The sequence below is a fragment of the Enterobacter chinensis genome, from assembly GCF_034008295.1.
Classification (GTDB): Bacteria; Pseudomonadota; Gammaproteobacteria; order Enterobacterales; family Enterobacteriaceae; genus Enterobacter; species Enterobacter chinensis.
In genome coordinates, this window is sequence record NZ_JARDVI010000001.1 from 265,940 (window position 1) to 281,431 (window position 15,492).

17 protein-coding genes are annotated in these 15,492 nt (G+C 55.6%); 4 read left to right on the top strand and 13 right to left on the bottom strand.

Translation table 11 applies throughout. From position 1 onward, the window contains the following. The first annotated feature begins 10 nt into the window (after nt 1-10). The 3 genes from pdxH to pdxY all read left to right on the top strand — a co-directional run bounded on the left by pdxH (nt 11) and on the right by pdxY (nt 2,995). On the top strand, nt 11-667 hold the full coding sequence (gene pdxH / locus PYW49_RS01385) for a pyridoxamine 5'-phosphate oxidase (protein ID WP_166790962.1): 657 nt from the start codon (nt 11-13) through the stop codon (nt 665-667). 125 nt (nt 668-792) lie between these two features. Beyond that, nucleotides 793-2,067, top strand: a complete 1,275-nt coding sequence (gene tyrS / locus PYW49_RS01390) for a tyrosine--tRNA ligase (protein WP_134350028.1) — start codon at nt 793-795, stop codon at nt 2,065-2,067. A gap of 67 nt (nt 2,068-2,134) precedes the next feature. Continuing rightward, nucleotides 2,135-2,995: a pyridoxal kinase PdxY gene (pdxY, locus tag PYW49_RS01395; protein ID WP_320385410.1), complete on the top strand. Its 861-nt coding sequence runs from the start codon at nt 2,135-2,137 to the stop codon at nt 2,993-2,995. A gap of 90 nt (nt 2,996-3,085) precedes the next feature. Here pdxY and gstA read toward each other — a convergent pair whose 3' ends face one another. The 12 genes from gstA to blr all read right to left on the bottom strand — a co-directional run bounded on the left by gstA (nt 3,086) and on the right by blr (nt 13,147). Then, on the bottom strand, nt 3,086-3,691 hold the full coding sequence (gene gstA / locus PYW49_RS01400) for a glutathione transferase GstA (RefSeq protein WP_134350030.1): 606 nt from the start codon (nt 3,689-3,691) through the stop codon (nt 3,086-3,088). Nucleotides 3,692-3,789: 98 nt separating this feature from the next. Beyond that, nucleotides 3,790-5,298: a dipeptide/tripeptide permease DtpA gene (gene dtpA, locus PYW49_RS01405; RefSeq protein WP_134350031.1), complete on the bottom strand. Its 1,509-nt coding sequence runs from the start codon at nt 5,296-5,298 to the stop codon at nt 3,790-3,792. A gap of 590 nt (nt 5,299-5,888) precedes the next feature. Beyond that, on the bottom strand, nt 5,889-6,524 hold the full coding sequence (nth, locus tag PYW49_RS01410) for an endonuclease III (protein ID WP_320385411.1): 636 nt from the start codon (nt 6,522-6,524) through the stop codon (nt 5,889-5,891). Next, complete coding sequence (locus PYW49_RS01415; RefSeq protein WP_264438850.1) at nt 6,521-7,207, bottom strand: electron transport complex subunit E; 687 nt, start codon at nt 7,205-7,207, stop codon at nt 6,521-6,523. Before PYW49_RS01415 ends, nth begins: the two co-directional genes overlap by 4 nt. 2 nt (nt 7,208-7,209) lie before the next feature. After that, nucleotides 7,210-7,830: an electron transport complex subunit RsxG gene (gene rsxG, locus PYW49_RS01420; protein ID WP_320385412.1), complete on the bottom strand. Its 621-nt coding sequence runs from the start codon at nt 7,828-7,830 to the stop codon at nt 7,210-7,212. A 10-nt stretch (nt 7,831-7,840) separates the two neighbouring features. Continuing rightward, complete coding sequence (gene rsxD, locus PYW49_RS01425; RefSeq protein WP_320385413.1) at nt 7,841-8,893, bottom strand: electron transport complex subunit RsxD; 1,053 nt, start codon at nt 8,891-8,893, stop codon at nt 7,841-7,843. Continuing rightward, on the bottom strand, nt 8,894-10,819 hold the full coding sequence (rsxC, locus tag PYW49_RS01430; RefSeq protein WP_320385414.1) for an electron transport complex subunit RsxC: 1,926 nt from the start codon (nt 10,817-10,819) through the stop codon (nt 8,894-8,896). Then, nucleotides 10,812-11,390, bottom strand: coding sequence for an electron transport complex subunit RsxB (gene rsxB, locus PYW49_RS01435; protein WP_008500565.1), 579 nt, complete (start codon nt 11,388-11,390; stop codon nt 10,812-10,814). Before rsxB ends, rsxC begins: the two co-directional genes overlap by 8 nt. Further along, a complete protein-coding gene (gene rsxA / locus PYW49_RS01440) occupies nt 11,390-11,971 on the bottom strand; it encodes an electron transport complex subunit RsxA (RefSeq protein ID WP_008500564.1) in 582 nt (193 codons plus the stop codon). The genes rsxB and rsxA overlap by 1 nt, the downstream gene beginning before the upstream one ends. A 76-nt stretch (nt 11,972-12,047) precedes the next feature. After that, nucleotides 12,048-12,488 carry a DUF2569 domain-containing protein gene (locus tag PYW49_RS01445; RefSeq protein ID WP_320385415.1) on the bottom strand — a complete coding sequence of 147 codons (441 nt, stop codon included), beginning with the start codon at nt 12,486-12,488 and terminating at the stop codon, nt 12,048-12,050. Nucleotides 12,489-12,574: 86 nt separating this feature from the next. Beyond that, the gene (gene ydgT / locus PYW49_RS01450; protein WP_013096896.1) at nt 12,575-12,790 is read right to left on the bottom strand and encodes a transcription modulator YdgT; all 216 of its coding nucleotides are present in this window, start codon (nt 12,788-12,790) and stop codon (nt 12,575-12,577) included. Between the two features lie 231 nt (nt 12,791-13,021). Then, nucleotides 13,022-13,147: a division septum protein Blr gene (blr, locus tag PYW49_RS01455; protein WP_168112406.1), complete on the bottom strand. Its 126-nt coding sequence runs from the start codon at nt 13,145-13,147 to the stop codon at nt 13,022-13,024. Between the two features lie 243 nt (nt 13,148-13,390). Between blr and PYW49_RS01460 the strand changes: the two genes are divergently transcribed. Continuing rightward, nucleotides 13,391-14,431: an oxidoreductase gene (locus PYW49_RS01460; protein ID WP_320385416.1), complete on the top strand. Its 1,041-nt coding sequence runs from the start codon at nt 13,391-13,393 to the stop codon at nt 14,429-14,431. Between the two features lie 53 nt (nt 14,432-14,484). Here the strand turns inward: PYW49_RS01460 and add are convergent, their stop codons facing one another. After that, the gene (gene add / locus PYW49_RS01465) at nt 14,485-15,486 is read right to left on the bottom strand and encodes an adenosine deaminase (protein ID WP_320385417.1); all 1,002 of its coding nucleotides are present in this window, start codon (nt 15,484-15,486) and stop codon (nt 14,485-14,487) included. Between the last annotated feature and the right edge of the window lie 6 nt (nt 15,487-15,492).

The window sequence follows — 15,492 nt, forward strand, 5'->3', positions numbered from 1 at the left end:
AGCTAACGCCATGTCAGATAACGACGAACTGCAGCAAATCGCGCATCTGCGCCGTGAATACACCAAAGGCGGCCTGCGCCGCCAGGACCTTCCCGCTGAACCCCTCGTGCTTTTTGAACGCTGGCTGAAACAGGCCTGCGAAGCGAAACTTGCCGACCCAACGGCAATGGTTGTCGCGACGGTAGATGAAAACGGCCAACCGTATCAGCGCATCGTATTGCTCAAGCATTATGACGAGAAAGGACTGGTGTTCTATACCAACCTGGGCAGCCGCAAAGCGCATCATTTAGAAAAAAATCCGCGTATCAGTCTCCTGTTTCCATGGCACATGCTGGAACGTCAGGTGATGGTGACAGGCAAAGCCGAGCGTCTCTCGACGCTGGAAGTGGTGAAGTATTTCCACAGCCGTCCGCGTGACAGCCAGATTGGCGCCTGGGTATCAAAACAGTCCAGCCGCATTTCTGCCCGCGGCGTGCTGGAAAGTAAATTCCTCGAGCTAAAGCAGAAGTTCCAGCAGGGTGAAATCCCGCTGCCGAGTTTCTGGGGCGGCTTCCGTATTCCGATTGAGCAGATGGAGTTCTGGCAGGGGGGGGAACATCGCCTGCACGACCGCTTTTTATACCAGCGCGAGAATGGCGGCTGGAAAATCGACAGACTGGCACCGTAATCCCCGAAATTTGTTGATTTAAGCGCTAGCGCACACCGCGCTTGCGCTTTATTCTATGGTCCTTTCGCATCAGGCGAAAAGTCGTGTACCGGCAAAGGTGCAGTCGTTTATACATGGAGAATTTGATGGCAAGCAGTAACTTGATTAAACAATTGCAAGAGCGGGGCCTCGTGGCCCAGGTGACGGACGAGGAAGCGTTAGCAGAGCGACTGGCGCAAGGCCCGATCGCGCTCTATTGCGGCTTCGATCCCACCGCTGACAGCTTGCATTTGGGGCATCTTGTTCCATTGTTATGCCTGAAACGCTTCCAGATGGCAGGCCACAAGCCTGTTGCCCTGGTGGGCGGCGCGACCGGTCTGATTGGCGACCCAAGCTTCAAAGCCGCTGAGCGTAAACTGAATACCGAAGATACCGTGCAGGAGTGGGTGGATAAGATCCGCAAACAGGTTGCACCGTTCCTCGACTTCGACTGTGGTGATAACGCCGCGATTGCCGCGAACAACTACGACTGGTTTGGTAGCATGAACGTGCTGACCTTCCTGCGTGACATCGGCAAGCACTTCTCCGTTAACCAGATGATTAACAAAGAAGCCGTGAAGCAGCGTCTGAACCGTGACGACCAGGGTATCTCCTTTACCGAGTTCTCTTACAACCTGCTGCAAGGGTATGACTTTGCCTGCCTGAACAAACTGCACGGCGTTTCCCTGCAGATTGGCGGTTCTGACCAGTGGGGTAACATTACCTCCGGTATCGATCTGACCCGTCGCCTGCACCAGAACCAGGTCTTTGGTCTGACCGTTCCGCTGATCACCAAAGCAGACGGCACCAAATTCGGTAAGACTGAAGGCGGCGCGGTATGGCTTGATCCGAAGAAAACCAGCCCGTATAAATTCTACCAGTTCTGGATCAACACGGCGGACGCCGATGTTTACCGCTTCCTGAAGTTCTTCACCTTTATGGACATTGAAGAAATCAATGCGCTGGAAGAAGAAGACAAGAACAGCGGTAAAGCGCCACGTGCTCAGTACGTGCTGGCAGATGAAGTGACCAAACTGGTCCACGGTGAAGAAGGTCTGGCCGCGGCAAAACGCATTACGGCGAGCCTGTTCAACGGTACCCTGAGCGATCTGAGCGAAGCGGACTTCGAGCAGCTGGCGCAGGACGGCGTGCCAATGGTTGAGATGGAAAAAGGGGCTGACCTGATGCAGGCGCTGGTGGACTCTGAGCTGCAGCCTTCCCGTGGTCAGGCGCGTAAGACCATCGCGTCTAACGCGATCACCATCAACGGTGAGAAACAGGCCGACCCGGAATACACCTTCGTTGACGGCGACCGCCTGTATGGCCGCTACACGCTGCTGCGTCGCGGTAAGAAAAATTACTGCCTTGTCTGCTGGAAATAATTAACGGTCTCGAGGGGCGTGGGAAACCACGCCCCTTTTTGTTTTTTTCAGGGTTTGGTAAGCAAAAATGAAGAACATCCTCGCCATTCAGTCCCACGTTGTTTTTGGACATGCTGGCAATAGCGCAGCGGAATTCCCGATGCGCCGCCTCGGCGTCAACGTCTGGCCCCTCAATACCGTCCAGTTCTCCAACCACACGCAGTACGGTAAATGGACCGGCTGTGTGATGCCGCCTTCGCACCTCACAGAGGTTGTGCAGGGGATTGCCGATATCGACCAGCTCAAACGCTGTGACGCCATACTGAGCGGTTACCTCGGCTCAGCGGAGCAGGGGGAGCATATCCTCGGCATCGTACGCCAGGTGAAAGCAGCAAACCCGTCGGCAAAATACTTCTGCGACCCCGTCATGGGACATCCGGAGAAAGGCTGTATCGTGGCGCCAGGCGTCGCAGAGTTTCACGTCCGCCATGCGCTGCCCGCCAGCGATATCATTGCGCCAAATCTGGTCGAGCTGGAAATTCTCTGCGAGCGTCCGGTGAACAGCGTAGAAGAGGCGGTAAGCGCCTCTCGTGAGCTGATAGCCCAGGGGCCTGAGGTTGTGCTGGTAAAACACCTTGCGCGCGCAGGGCTGAGTCAGGACCGTTTTGAGATGCTGCTGGTGACGAAAGACGACGCCTGGCATATCAGCCGTCCGCTGGTGGATTTTGGCCTGCGACAGCCAGTGGGGGTTGGCGATGTCACCAGCGGTCTGCTGCTGGTGAAATTGCTGCAGGGGGCGACGCTGCGCGATGCGCTGGAGCATGCCACGGCGGCGGTGTACGAAATCATGATTGCGACGAAAGAGATGCAGGAGTATGAACTGCAGGTGGTTGCGGCACAGGATCGTATCGCGAAGCCGGAGCACTATTTCAGCGCAACTCAGCTTTAGACGCCGCCCGACGGCGCTGCGCTTGCATGGACCTACGGAATTTGTAGGCCGGGTAAGCGTCAGCGCCACCCGGCAACACAGGCCGCTCGGTTAATTCAAACCTTCCGCTTTCAGCGCCGCAGCCACTGCAGGGCGCTCCGCCACGCGTTTCATATACGATGCGATATGGTCTAACCCTTCCAGGTTCAGCTTAACCGCGCGCGCCCAGCGCAGCACGGTGAAGAGATACGCATCGGCAACCGTGAAGCGCGACCCGCTAATCCACTGATCGTCCTTCAACGACGCGTTGACGTACTGCAGCTTTTTCTCCAGCAGGGCACGCAGGGTCGGCTTAAACTCTTCCGGCGTATCCGGGCGGAACAGCGGCGTAAAGCCTTTGTGCAGTTCGGTCGCAATGTAGTTCAGCCATTCCAGCGTCTTATAGCGCGAAATTGTGCTGACCGGTGCCAGCAGTTGGCGATCGGGCACGCTATCGGCCAGGAACTGCATAATCGCGACACCTTCGGTCAGCAGAGTACCGTCATCCAGCAAGAGCGCCGGAACTTGTCCCTTCGGGTTAATGGCAAGATAATCATCGCCATTTTCCAGGCGTTTTTTCATCAGATCAACGCCATCCAGCGTGAAATCTTTGCCGCTCTCGCGCAGGGTAATATGGGAAGCAAGAGAGCAGGCGCCTGGTTTATAGAACAGTTTCATCGGTAACTCCTTTTGGCTGAGGTTTCAGCTATGTTAGTGCGCGCACGGATAAAAAAAAAGCCGCTAATGCATTAGCGGCTCGTCGTTTCTCAATAACATTACGCGGTTGCGGTTTTGGTCGCTTTCGCCGTCTTGTCGTCGTCCTGAGTCATACGATTCAGTTTCGGAGCGGTCAGCAGCATCAGAACTGCAATAACTGCCGTAGCGATACCAATCTGCATGAATACGGTACCGTAGACGTTCAGAGAGACCAGTGGATCGGTGACGTTTTCCGGCACAGCCATCAGGTTCGCAATCTTACCCGCAATAATTGCCGCACCGGCAGTGGTCAGGAACCAGCTACCCATAATGAAGCCCATCAGACGCTGCGGAACCAGCTGTGCCACCATCGCCAGACCCAGACCGGAGATCATCAGTTCGCCGATAGACTGCAGAGCGTAGCTCAGGATCAGCCAGTTAACGGAAACGATACCCGCGTCGGTGGCGAATTTGGTGCCCAGCGGCAGCACCAGGAACGCGCCGGAGCACAGCACCATGCCGATAGCGAATTTATGCGGCATTGGCAGACGGTCACCCATCTTGTTATAGATCGCGGCCAGAATCGGGCTACCAATCATGATCCAGAACGGGTTCAGAGCCTGATACTGCTCCGGTTCGAACGCGATGCCCAGAATAGAGTGCTCAACGTTACGAATCGCGAAGAAGTTCAGAGAGGTTGGCATCTGGCTGTACAGAACGAAGAAGATAATCGCTTCCAGCATCAGAATGAACGCCACAATCATCTTACGACGGGCAGCCCCCTGCATGGCGAATGCTTCTTTCGCAAAGATAATCACGATACCCAACGCAACCACGGCCAGAACCGCACGTGCGATACCCTGATTGTGCAGCAGCCAGGTAGCGATCGCGGCAAGGATCACCACGCCCACGATGGTCGCCAGCAGTTTGCCCATGTGCACAGGCTCGAAGTCCGGTTTTGAACCGTAATCTTTAACCCAGCTGCGGCAGAACAGGAAGTTCACCACGGTGATCAGCATACCGACGAAGCTCAGCGCGAACGCCACACTCCAGCCGAATTTCGCTGCAAGCCATGGAGTCGCCAGCATCGAGAAGAACGAACCGATGTTAATGGACATGTAGTACATGGTAAATGCACCGTCCAGACGCGGATCGTCTTTGTTATAGCAAGTAGAGAGCAGGGAGGACGGGTTCGCTTTGAACAGACCGTTACCGACGGCAATCGTCGCCATACCCATGTATACAACAGCCGCATCGTGTCCTGACCATGCAACCAGGCCATAGCCAATCGCCAGGACAATGGCACCCAGCATGATGACACGTTTAGTCCCGAGGACTTTATCACCCAGCCAGCCGCCGATAGCGACCAGGCCGTACACCAGAGCACTGAAGGAAGAGAACAGCGTGATGGAATCGGCTTCGGACATACCCAGCTGTTTTACCAGGTAAACCGCCATGATCCCTTGCAGGCCGTAATAACCAAAACGCTCCCATAACTCGATAGAGAAGATGAGATAGAACGCTTTAGGTTGTTTAAAAGCGTTAAGACTCACGCTTTCATCTGTTGGTTTATTGTTTGCAGTAGACACATATACCTCTTTTTTTACATCCCATATTAACGGGGGTGTTCATAGCGTGATGGCCGTAGTCCATACGCCTTATAGTTATATTGGGAGGAGAAACGGCGGGTAATGTTCACTATCCTGCCCCATCTGGCAATACGTTTGTAATACTCTGTTACATATATCTTGAGTGGTATAATCGTCGGTTCATACAAATGTTATTCAGCGTTAAATTTCATTCGATGAGTAAAGGTAGTTTTTTCGACTGGCAATTACCCTCCCCGACCGGCTTTTGGCGATATGTTCTGCTATTTGTCGTTTGAGGCAGTCATATAGCCCATAATCTGAAAAATCACTGGTTGGATATGCGGCTTTGAGGGAGAGATATCTTGTGCCGCAAAGGGTTTAGGCAGATTTTGATAACAAAAATACAACATGAAGTTATCAGGGTGATCGCGATCACAGATGTATAGAAATTTTTGGCTATGAAAAAAGTATTAACCTGTTGGAGCGTTAAACAACCGAACAAGTGACAGGTTAATGGAAAGGAATGGCGAACAAATAACGGCCAAAAGAAGAGCGTGTGATTACACTTCTTTTGGTAAGGGATTTGATAATCAGATATCGACTTTTTCTTTGTATTCGCAGAGATCTTCAATAATGCATGAGCCGCAGCGAGGCTTACGGGCAATGCAGGTATAACGACCGTGTAGAATCAGCCAGTGATGGCAGTCAACCTTAAATTCGGCGGGAACCACTTTTAACAGCTTCTCTTCGACCTGCTCGACATTTTTCCCCGGCGCAAAGTTTGTCCGGTTAGACACGCGAAAAATATGCGTATCCACAGCGATAGTAGGCCAACCAAACGCGGTATTGAGCACCACGTTCGCCGTCTTACGCCCCACGCCCGGTAAGGCTTCCAGCGCAGCGCGGTCCTCCGGCACTTCGCCCCCGTGCTGTTCCAGCAGGATCCGACAGGTCTTTATGACGTTCTCGGCTTTACTGTTAAACAGGCCAATGGTTTTGATATAGGACTTCACGCCCTCAACGCCCAGTTCCAGCATGGCCTTCGGCGTATTGGCGACCGGATAGAGCAGGGCGGTAGCTTTATTGACGCTCACGTCGGTTGCCTGCGCAGAGAGCAACACGGCGATCAGCAGCTCAAACGGGGAGTTAAAATTCAGCTCCGTCGTCGGGTGCGGGTTCTCGTCGCGCAGACGGGTCAGGATCGCAATGCGCTTTTCTTTATTCATGAGGCCTTCTCGGGTATCCCTTCCTGGACGCTGCGCTCTGCCGCGCGGCGCTTACGTTTTTCATCAATCAGGTATTTTATCGCCAGCATCATGCCAAGGCCAATAAACGCGCCAGGCGGCAGCATAGCCAGCAGGAATGGCGTATCGGTGTGGAACACTTCAATGCGCAGCGCTTTGGCCCAGCCGCCGAGCAGCGCGTCTGCGCCGTCAAACAGCGTACCGTTCCCGAGGATCTCGCGCAGCGAGCCCAGCACGAACATGGCGCACGTGGCGCCCATGCCAATGGAAAAACCATCCAGCGCCGACATGGCCGGGCTGTTTTTCACCGCGAAGGCTTCCGCACGCCCGACCACGATACAGTTGGTGACGATCAGGGGAATAAAGATCCCAAGCGACTGGTAAAGACCAAATGCGTAGGCGTTAATCAGCATCTGGACGATACTGACCACCGACGCAATGATCATGACGTAAATCGGAATACGGATTTCCGACGGCGTCCAGCGGCGCAGGGCAGAGATGGAGAGGTTGGTCAGGGTCAGCACCAGCGTGGTCGCCAGACCCAGACCGAGCGCGTTGGTGGCGGTGGATGTCACCGCCAGCAGCGGACACATCCCCAGAAGCTGTACCAGCGCGGAGTTGTTCTTCCACAATCCCTGGACGATAACCTCTTTAACCTGGCTCATGATTACTCCTCACAGGCCGGAAGATTGTTGATTTGCGCGGGCAGCGTTTCAGCATACAGCCCGGCTCGTTTTACGGCGTTCACCACCGCGCGCGGCGTGATGGTCGCGCCGGTGAACTGGTCGAACTCGCCGCCATCTTTCTTCACCGCAAACGCGGTATCCCCTTCGCCATGAATAACTTTACCGGCGAAGTGCAAAATCCAGTCGCTCAGTCGGGTTTCAATTTTATCGCCAAGACCCGGCGTTTCATGATGCTCCGTGACGCGGGTGCCCAGTATCGTGCCCGAGAAATCGCTGCCAACGAGCAGCTGAATGGCACCGGAATAACCGTCGGGTGCCGTCGCTTCCATCACCGCGCCTACCGGTTTATCCCCTTTGCGGGCGATAAAGAGGCGATGCGTACCTTTCCCAAGCTGCGGCGCGTCTACCACAAAGCAGCTTTTTTGCAGGTCATTATTGTAGAAATCGGACGGGATCACCTGATCGAACAGCGCTTTTTGCTGCTTCGTAGCCTGCTCTTCTATCGTGGTTTTGGTCAACGCATTGACCAGGGCCGTCAGGCCTGTCAGGACCGCGGCGAAGACAGCCAGTGTGACGCCGTGTTTTTGCATCGTTTTTAACATGGCGAAACCCTTAGCGGTGGCCGTACACGCGCGGACGCGTGTAGTAGTCGATGAGCGGAACGGTAATGTTGGCGAGCAGGACAGCAAAGGCCACGCCGTCCGGGTATCCACCAAAACTGCGGATGAGCCATACCAGCAAGCCTGCCAGCGCGCCGAAAATCAGGCGCCCGCGGTTAGTCGTTGACGCCGTAACGGGGTCCGTCAGGATAAAGAAGGCCCCTAACATGGTCGCACCGGAGAGCAAGTGCATCTGCGGGCTGGCCAGTGATTCAGGAGAGAATACCCAGCCCAGCGTGGCGCAGACCGCCAGCGTCACGAGGAAGCTGACCGGGATATGCCAGCGAATCGCTTTTTGCTGCAGCAGGAACAGGCCTCCCAGCAGATACGCCAGGTTGACCCACTGCCAGCCGGCACCCGCCAGCATGCCGCTGTAGATGGCGGATTTCATAATCTGCTCAACGCTGTGCCCGGCATGCAGGGAGGTTTTAAACGTATCGAGAGGCGTCGCCTGACTAATGCCGTCCACGCCCATACGCAAAGCGTTCATGTCCGCGCCGAGCGCCGTATGGCCGGTGAAGATAACGTGCAGGGCATCCATAAAGCCCGGAACCGTGGCCGCAATCTCGTGCGGTGGCAGCCAGCTGGTCATCTGCACAGGGAAGGAGATCAGCAGCACCACGTAGCCAATCATCGCCGGGTTAAACGGGTTATGGCCCAGGCCACCATACAGCTGCTTGGCAATAATCACGGCAAAAACGGTCCCGAGGACCACCATCCACCACGGTGCAAACGGCGGGATACTGATGGCCAGCAGCAGGCCGGTCAGCAGCGCCGAGTTGTCGGCAAGAATGCGGGCCACAGCCACCTTGCGTAGCTTAAGCACAAGGGCTTCCGCTGCTAAGGCGCTGGCACAGCCCAGGATTATCTGGAACAGGGTTCCCCAGCCGAAAAACCAGCACTGAACGGCAATGCCCGGCAGCGCCGCCAGGCAGACCAGCATCATAATGCGCGACGTCTGGCGCTGATTGTGGGTGTAAGGGGAGCTTGCGATTCTGAAAACCATTTAATCCTCGTTAACTGCTTTCTGTGCGGCTTTCTTCGCCTGAACGCGCGCGATGGCGGCGGCAACGGCGGCCTTGCGTGGGTCATCGTTGGCGGCCTGCGGTTGCTCTTCCTGCTGCGCTGCCTTACGGGCTTTGGCGCGGGCAATTGCCGCTTCGACGGCGGCTTTACGCGGATCCACCGCTTCCTGTTCAACCACTACCTGCTGCTCTCCGGCTTTGCGGGCTTTGGCGCGGGCAATCGCCGCTTCAACGGCGGCTTTACGTGGATCGACTTCAGCATTTGCCTCGGCCGTTTGCGCTTTTTCAGCCTGACGGGCGCGCGCTGCGGCCTTACGTGCTTCACGTGCGGCGATCGCTTCGCTGTTGTCAGGTTTCTCGCCCGCCGGAATGATAACAGTCTGCGCCGCGGTGGCTTTTTTCTCGCGAACGCGCGCCAGCGCGGCGTTGATGGCATCCTGATCTTTCTCGCCAGGTTGAACGGCAGCCTGCTTATGGCGCTCCTGACGGGCGATTTTTTCGCGTTCGAGTCGCGCCTGACGTGCTTCAAAGCGCGCTTTAGCTTCCGCTGCGCGTTTTTCTTCCATCGAGATGGCATAAATTTCAGCCTTCTCCTGGCGGAAATATTGCACCAGCGGAATGTTGCTTGGGCAGACCCAGGCGCAGGCGCCGCATTCGATGCAGTCAGCCAGATTATGGGCCTTCGCTTTATCGTGCAGCTGGCCTTTGCTGTACCAGTACAGCTGCTGCGGGAGCAGATCCGCGGGGCAGGCATCGGCGCAGGCGCTACAGCGGATGCAGCCTTTCTCTTCCTGCTCTTCACCCATCTCGGTCGGTGAAGGTGCGAGCAGACAGTTGGTAATTTTAACCACCGGGACATCGAGCCATGGCAGGGTAAAGCCCATCAGGGGGCCACCCATGATCACCATCTGGTCGCTGCCCGGGCAGAAGTCAGCCTGCTCCAGCAGGTGACGCACCGGCGTACCCAGACGCGCCCAGACGTTGCCCGGGCGAGAGACCGATTCCCCGGTCAGCGTCACGACGCGCTCGGTTAACGGCTCGCCGTCCATCACCGCACGTTTCACGGCGTAAGCGGTACCAACGTTCTGCATCAGCACGCCGATATCCGAAGAGCGTCCGCCGTGCGGAACCTGCTTGCCGGTGAGAATTTGCGTCAGCTGTTTTGCGCCGCCAGAGGGGTATTTGGTCGGAATGACGCGCAGGGCAATATCATGGCTACCGGCCAGCACGGCGCGCAGCATAGAGATAGCCTGCGGTTTATTGTCTTCGATACCAATCAGCACTTCCCGCGGCTGCAGAATGTGCGCAAGGATGCGGATACCTTCCACCACCTGGGCAGCACAATCCTGCATCAGACGGTCGTCGGCGGTGATATACGGTTCGCATTCGGCGGCGTTGATAATCAGCGTCTGAATGTTATCGCCGCCGCCGCGCAGTTTGACGCCAGTAGGGAAGCCCGCGCCTCCCAGACCGGCAACGCCGAACTGATGAATTCGCTCGATAAGCGCTTCGCGGCTGTGGGAGCGGTAGTCGCTCCAGCCGTCACGATCGATCCAGCGATCTTCGCCGTCGGGTTCAATAATCACGCTCAGTTCGGAGAGCGCTGACGGATGAGCCACCGTATGAGGAGCGATGGCCACCACTTTACCGGAGGTTGGGGCGTGTACCGGCAGCATACGTCCGCGACCAAAGGTCAGCGGCTGGCCGCGAAGGACGGTATCGCCTTCTTTCACGCACAGTTCACCCTCGGCACCGATGTGCTGCTTGAGCGGCATGACGTAGCGCGTCGCCAGCGGAATTTGACGCAGCGGGGTGCCGTTGGACTGGGTTTTCATCTCCGGTGGATGAATACCGCCGTCAAAGTCCCAAATCTTCTCTTTTCTGAAAGCAGAAAATAACTTAAGCATGTTGTTCCACAGGAATATTGCGAACCGGAATGGTTTGAAGATCCCACTTCCAGCTTTCGGTAGTCGTTTCAACCGGGCGCAACTCGATACATTGCGTCGGGCAGGGGGCCACGCAGAGGTTACAGCCGGTGCACAGATCCGCCACCACGGTGTGCATGGCGCGGGTTGCGCCAACAATGGCGTCAACAGGGCAGGCCTGAATACATTTGGTGCAGCCGATGCAGTTCGCTTCGTCGATCACGGCCAGGGCGCGTACCGGCTCCTGCACGTCCGCATCGCCGTCAACAGGCTGCGGATCAACGTTAAGGAGGGCCGCTATTTTCAGCATCACCGCTTCGCCGCCGGGCGCACAGCGGTTAATTTTTTCACCCTGAATCCCTACCGCTTCGGCATAGGGGCGACAGCCGGGGTAGCCACACTGCCCGCACTGGCTTTGTGGCAAAAGCTCATCAATTTTCTCAACAACAGGATCGTCCTCTACCGCGAAACGGCGGGAGGCGTAACCCAGGATAAGGCCAAACACCAATCCCAGGACGCTGATAGAGGCGATGGCAATCCAGATAGCATTCATTACAACTTCACCAGACCACTAAAGCCCATAAAGGCCAGAGACATTAAACCTGCGGTCACCAGCGCAATCGCGTTACCGCGGAAGGGCGCAGGAATATCCGCTGCCGCCAGGCGCTCGCGAATAGAGGCGAACAGCACCATGACCAGCGAGAAACCGACCGCCGCAGAAAAACCATACAGCGCCGATTGCATAAAGTTATGGCCAAGGTTGATGTTCAGCAACGCCACGCCCAGTACGGCACAGTTGGTGGTGATCAGCGGCAGGAAGATACCCAGCAGGCGATAGAGCGCCGGGCTGGTTTTGCGCACCACCATTTCGGTAAATTGCACCACCACCGCGATAACCAGAATAAAGGCCAGCGTACGGAGATAGGTTAACCCCAGCGGGATGAGGATCCAGGTATCAATCCACCACGCGCAGATAGATGCCAGCGTCATGACGAAGGTCGTCGCCAGCCCCATCCCCATAGCCGTTTCCAGCTTTTTGGAAACGCCCATAAACGGACACAGGCCAAGGAACTTCACCAGAACGAAGTTGTTAACCAGCACAGTGCCGACAAAGAGCAGTAAGTAATCGGTCATTATTTAGCCTGAAATAAAAAAGCCGCCTATTATCGGACAAACCCACGCAGGCGACAACAGGTTATCTGTAAGGTTATTACGGGTTCACGAAGGTGTTTTTCACCCGCGTCGAACGCTTGAAGTAGGGCACCAGCAGCGCCGTAGCCAGCAACGGGAAAAGCAGCTGACGGACGGCCAGAGCGTCTGATACGGGCGAAAAAGCAAACGCCTTCACCGCCAGCAGGACCGAAATCAGCAGCCAGATAATGTAGTGTTTAGGCACGCTCTTACGGCGCTTAAAGAAGGCGATCGTCAGCCATAGCGTGTAGTACCACATCCCTATCGCGAAAACGAACGACACAAACCACAGCGCAATATTAAGCACGCTTTGCGACATCAGGGTCTGGATAGCATGAGGGGTAATCAGCGCGGTAGTATAAAGCAGCAGCGCAAGTGATGCGCTTAATAAAGCAACCAGCAGCCATGCCAGTGGGGCGATTAACCAGCCTCCAATGCGTTCTCCAGGCGTTGCGGTCATGAACTCTCCCATAATCTGCGCGAAATGTTGTACAGCCAGTTTGCAGGGCGGAGAGTATATAACATTTCGCGCGGATGGCTACTTTCTTATAAAACGTAACGCCATACGGATTTAGGCACTTCGCCCACGTTGAACAAACGACCGCCGGAGACCAGCTCCGCACGGCGATGATCGGCGGCGCGATACATATTAATGATGTCCTGATTATCCGACAGGGTGTAGTTCAGATGGTCAAACAGTTTTTCCAGGCTCTCAAGCGAATTGATCTTGCGAAATTTTAATAAATAGTCCTGAACTGTCATATTAATAAGTTTCCATATAAAAGTGAGTAATACCAGTTAAGGTAATTCGTTCGAATAATAAACGGATTAATAAAGACGTAAACAGCCCACTCAGGTAACGCGACGAAATTAGGAGTTTTCTTTGCTGAAATTCAGGCATCAGACGATGCCTGGAAGAGAAGGTTAACCGTGTTCACCAGGGCTGGCAATACGTAACTGACATATTATGTCACTCTTTATTGCAGTAACCGGTTACTTAGGTTGGGCGACGGTGACAGGCTCCGGCGGCTGGTAGTTATCGATATGGCTGGCAACGCCGAGCAAAATGACCGATACCCCAAGAACAATCCATCCCGCTAATTCAATGATTCGATTAATAATTGACGTCATGATTCGTAATTGTACTTTATCCATAAATACTGGGTGCAAATGTTACAGCGAGCGCTTCCCGACGGCAAGCGCTTCGGGAACGGTTCCCTTAAACAAAATCAGCAGGTTAATACTATGTAACAAAAACAACCGGTACAACCTGCTATTTTACGTCATATGACTCATTATTAATCTGTGGTAAAGCCAGGCTAGCCAGTGTGAAATAAGAACGTCATAAAAGAGGATGGCACTATGAGTGATAATATCCGCGTCGGGCTAATTGGATACGGCTACGCGAGCAAAACGTTTCATGCGCCTCTGATAGCCGGAACGCCGGGAATGGCGCTTTCGGCGGTATCCAGCAGCGATGCCGCTAAAGTCCATGCCGACTGGCCTTCCGTGCCGGTTGTCTCTGAGCCTAAACATCTGTTCAACGATCCGAATATTGATTTAATCGTTATCCCCACGCCGAACGATACTCACTTCCCGCTGGCAAAGGCCGCGCTGGAGGCAGGTAAACACGTGGTTGTCGATAAGCCCTTTACCGTCACGCTGTCACAGGCGCGTGAGCTGGACGCGCTGGCAAAGGGTCTGGGCAGGCTGCTGTCGGTTTTCCATAACCGCCGCTGGGACAGCGACTTTCTGACCGTAAAAGCATTGCTCAGCGAAGGAACGTTAGGGGAGATTACCTTTTTTGAATCGCACTTTGACCGTTTCCGCCCGCAGGTACGTAACCGCTGGCGCGAGCAGGCCGGTCCGGGCAGCGGTATCTGGTACGATTTAGCCCCGCATCTGCTGGATCAGGCCGTAAATCTTTTTGGTCTGCCGGTGAGCATGACGGTCGATCTGGCCCAGCTCAGGCCCGGGGCGCAGACAACCGATTACTTCCACGCTGTTTTAAGTTACCCGCAGCGACGGGTTGTGCTGCACGGTACGATGGTCGCAGCCGCAGAGTCTGCCCGGTACATTATTCACGGCACGCGCGGGAGCTACGTGAAGTTTGGTCTCGATCCGCAGGAAGACCGCCTGAAAAACGGCGAACGTTTGCCGCAGGAAGACTGGGGCTATGACATGCGCGACGGCGTTGTAACGCGGGTGGAAGGTGAAGAGCTGGTCGAGGAAACGTTGCTGACGATCCCGGGTAATTATCCGGCGTATTATGCGACCGTCCGCGATGCGCTGAACGGCACGGGGGAGAATCCGGTTCCGGCCAGCCAGGCGATTCAGATCATGGAGCTGATTGAGCTGGGCATCGAATCTGCCAAACATCGCGCCACGCTCTGTCTGGCATAAGTTTTAACTAATTTTGTAGGCCGGGTAAGGCGTAGCCGCTACCCGGCAAATGCTCAACCGCGAGCCACTTTATCTTTCAGCGCCTGCTTCTCTTCAGGCGTCAGGAAGGCGATCTCCAGCCCGTTGATTTGCGCCTGGCGGATCTGATCGCGGCTCAAACCCGCCTGCGGTGCGGCGATGGTGTACTCGTGGATAATATCTACCCCCTGTACCGCCGGATCGTCCGTGTTCAGCGAGGCCAGCACGCCGTGCTCGAGGAATGTTTTCAGCGGGTGCTTGTCAAGTGAGGCGACGGTGCTGGTCTGAATGTTAGACGTCAGACACGACTCAATCCCGATACGCTGTTCCGCCAGGAAATCCATCAGGGCGCGATCTTCGACCGCCTTCACGCCGTGGCCGATACGCTCGGCGCCCAGCTCGCGGATGGCCTGCCAGATACTTTCCGGGCCTGCCGCTTCACCCGCATGCACGGTAATGTGCCAGCCGGCATCGCGCGCTCGGTTGAAATGGGAGAGGAACAGACTGCCCGGGAAGCCCAGCTCATCGCCGGCGAGGTCGACGGCGGTGATGGCATCGCGATGGGCCAGCAGCGCCTCCAGCTCCTGCAGACAGGCTGCTTCGCCGAACGTGCGGCTCATAATGCCAATCAGACGGGCCTGAACATCGAAGGTTTTGCAGCCTTCGCGGACGCCTTCAATGACGGCTTCTACCACGCCTGCAACGGGCAGGTTGTGGGTCATCGCCATATAGCCCGGCGAGAAGCGCAGCTCGACGTAATGCAGGCCGTTGCGGGCCGCATCTTCAATATTCTCGAAGGCTACGCGGCGGCAGGCATCCAGCGAGGCCAGCATCTTCACGCCCCAGTCGAGTTTGCTCAGGAAGCTGACGAGGTCCGGTTCATTAGAGGTCACTTGTACATGCGGGATCAGAGACTCAAGCGTCTGGGCGGGAAGCGTTAAATTGAACTGGCGGCCAAGATCGAGAATGGTTTGGGCACGAATGTTACCGTCAAGGTGACGATGAATATCAGTTAAAGGCAGGCGTGTATCAATCATGGTCGC

Bases quoted from the DNA above. Each gene is read 5' to 3' on its own strand.
- PYW49_RS01445 (WP_320385415.1), bottom strand. From the start codon at position 12,488: ATGACCGCAACGCCTGGAGAACGCATTGGAGGCTGGTTAATCGCCCCA.
- rsxC (WP_320385414.1), bottom strand. From the start codon at position 10,819: ATGCTTAAGTTATTTTCTGCTTTCAGAAAAGAGAAGATTTGGGACTTT.
- rsxG (WP_320385412.1), bottom strand. From the start codon at position 7,830: ATGTTAAAAACGATGCAAAAACACGGCGTCACACTGGCTGTCTTCGCC.
- gstA (WP_134350030.1), bottom strand. From the start codon at position 3,691: ATGAAACTGTTCTATAAACCAGGCGCCTGCTCTCTTGCTTCCCATATT.
- PYW49_RS01415 (WP_264438850.1), bottom strand. From the start codon at position 7,207: ATGAGCCAGGTTAAAGAGGTTATCGTCCAGGGATTGTGGAAGAACAAC.
- pdxY (WP_320385410.1), top strand. From the start codon at position 2,135: ATGAAGAACATCCTCGCCATTCAGTCCCACGTTGTTTTTGGACATGCT.
- ydgT (WP_013096896.1), bottom strand. From the start codon at position 12,790: ATGACAGTTCAGGACTATTTATTAAAATTTCGCAAGATCAATTCGCTT.
- rsxB (WP_008500565.1), bottom strand. From the start codon at position 11,390: ATGAATGCTATCTGGATTGCCATCGCCTCTATCAGCGTCCTGGGATTG.
- add (WP_320385417.1), bottom strand. From the start codon at position 15,486: ATGATTGATACACGCCTGCCTTTAACTGATATTCATCGTCACCTTGAC.
- rsxA (WP_008500564.1), bottom strand. From the start codon at position 11,971: ATGACCGATTACTTACTGCTCTTTGTCGGCACTGTGCTGGTTAACAAC.
- pdxH (WP_166790962.1), top strand. From the start codon at position 11: ATGTCAGATAACGACGAACTGCAGCAAATCGCGCATCTGCGCCGTGAA.
- tyrS (WP_134350028.1), top strand. From the start codon at position 793: ATGGCAAGCAGTAACTTGATTAAACAATTGCAAGAGCGGGGCCTCGTG.
- rsxD (WP_320385413.1), bottom strand. From the start codon at position 8,893: ATGGTTTTCAGAATCGCAAGCTCCCCTTACACCCACAATCAGCGCCAG.
- PYW49_RS01460 (WP_320385416.1), top strand. From the start codon at position 13,391: ATGAGTGATAATATCCGCGTCGGGCTAATTGGATACGGCTACGCGAGC.
- nth (WP_320385411.1), bottom strand. From the start codon at position 6,524: ATGAATAAAGAAAAGCGCATTGCGATCCTGACCCGTCTGCGCGACGAG.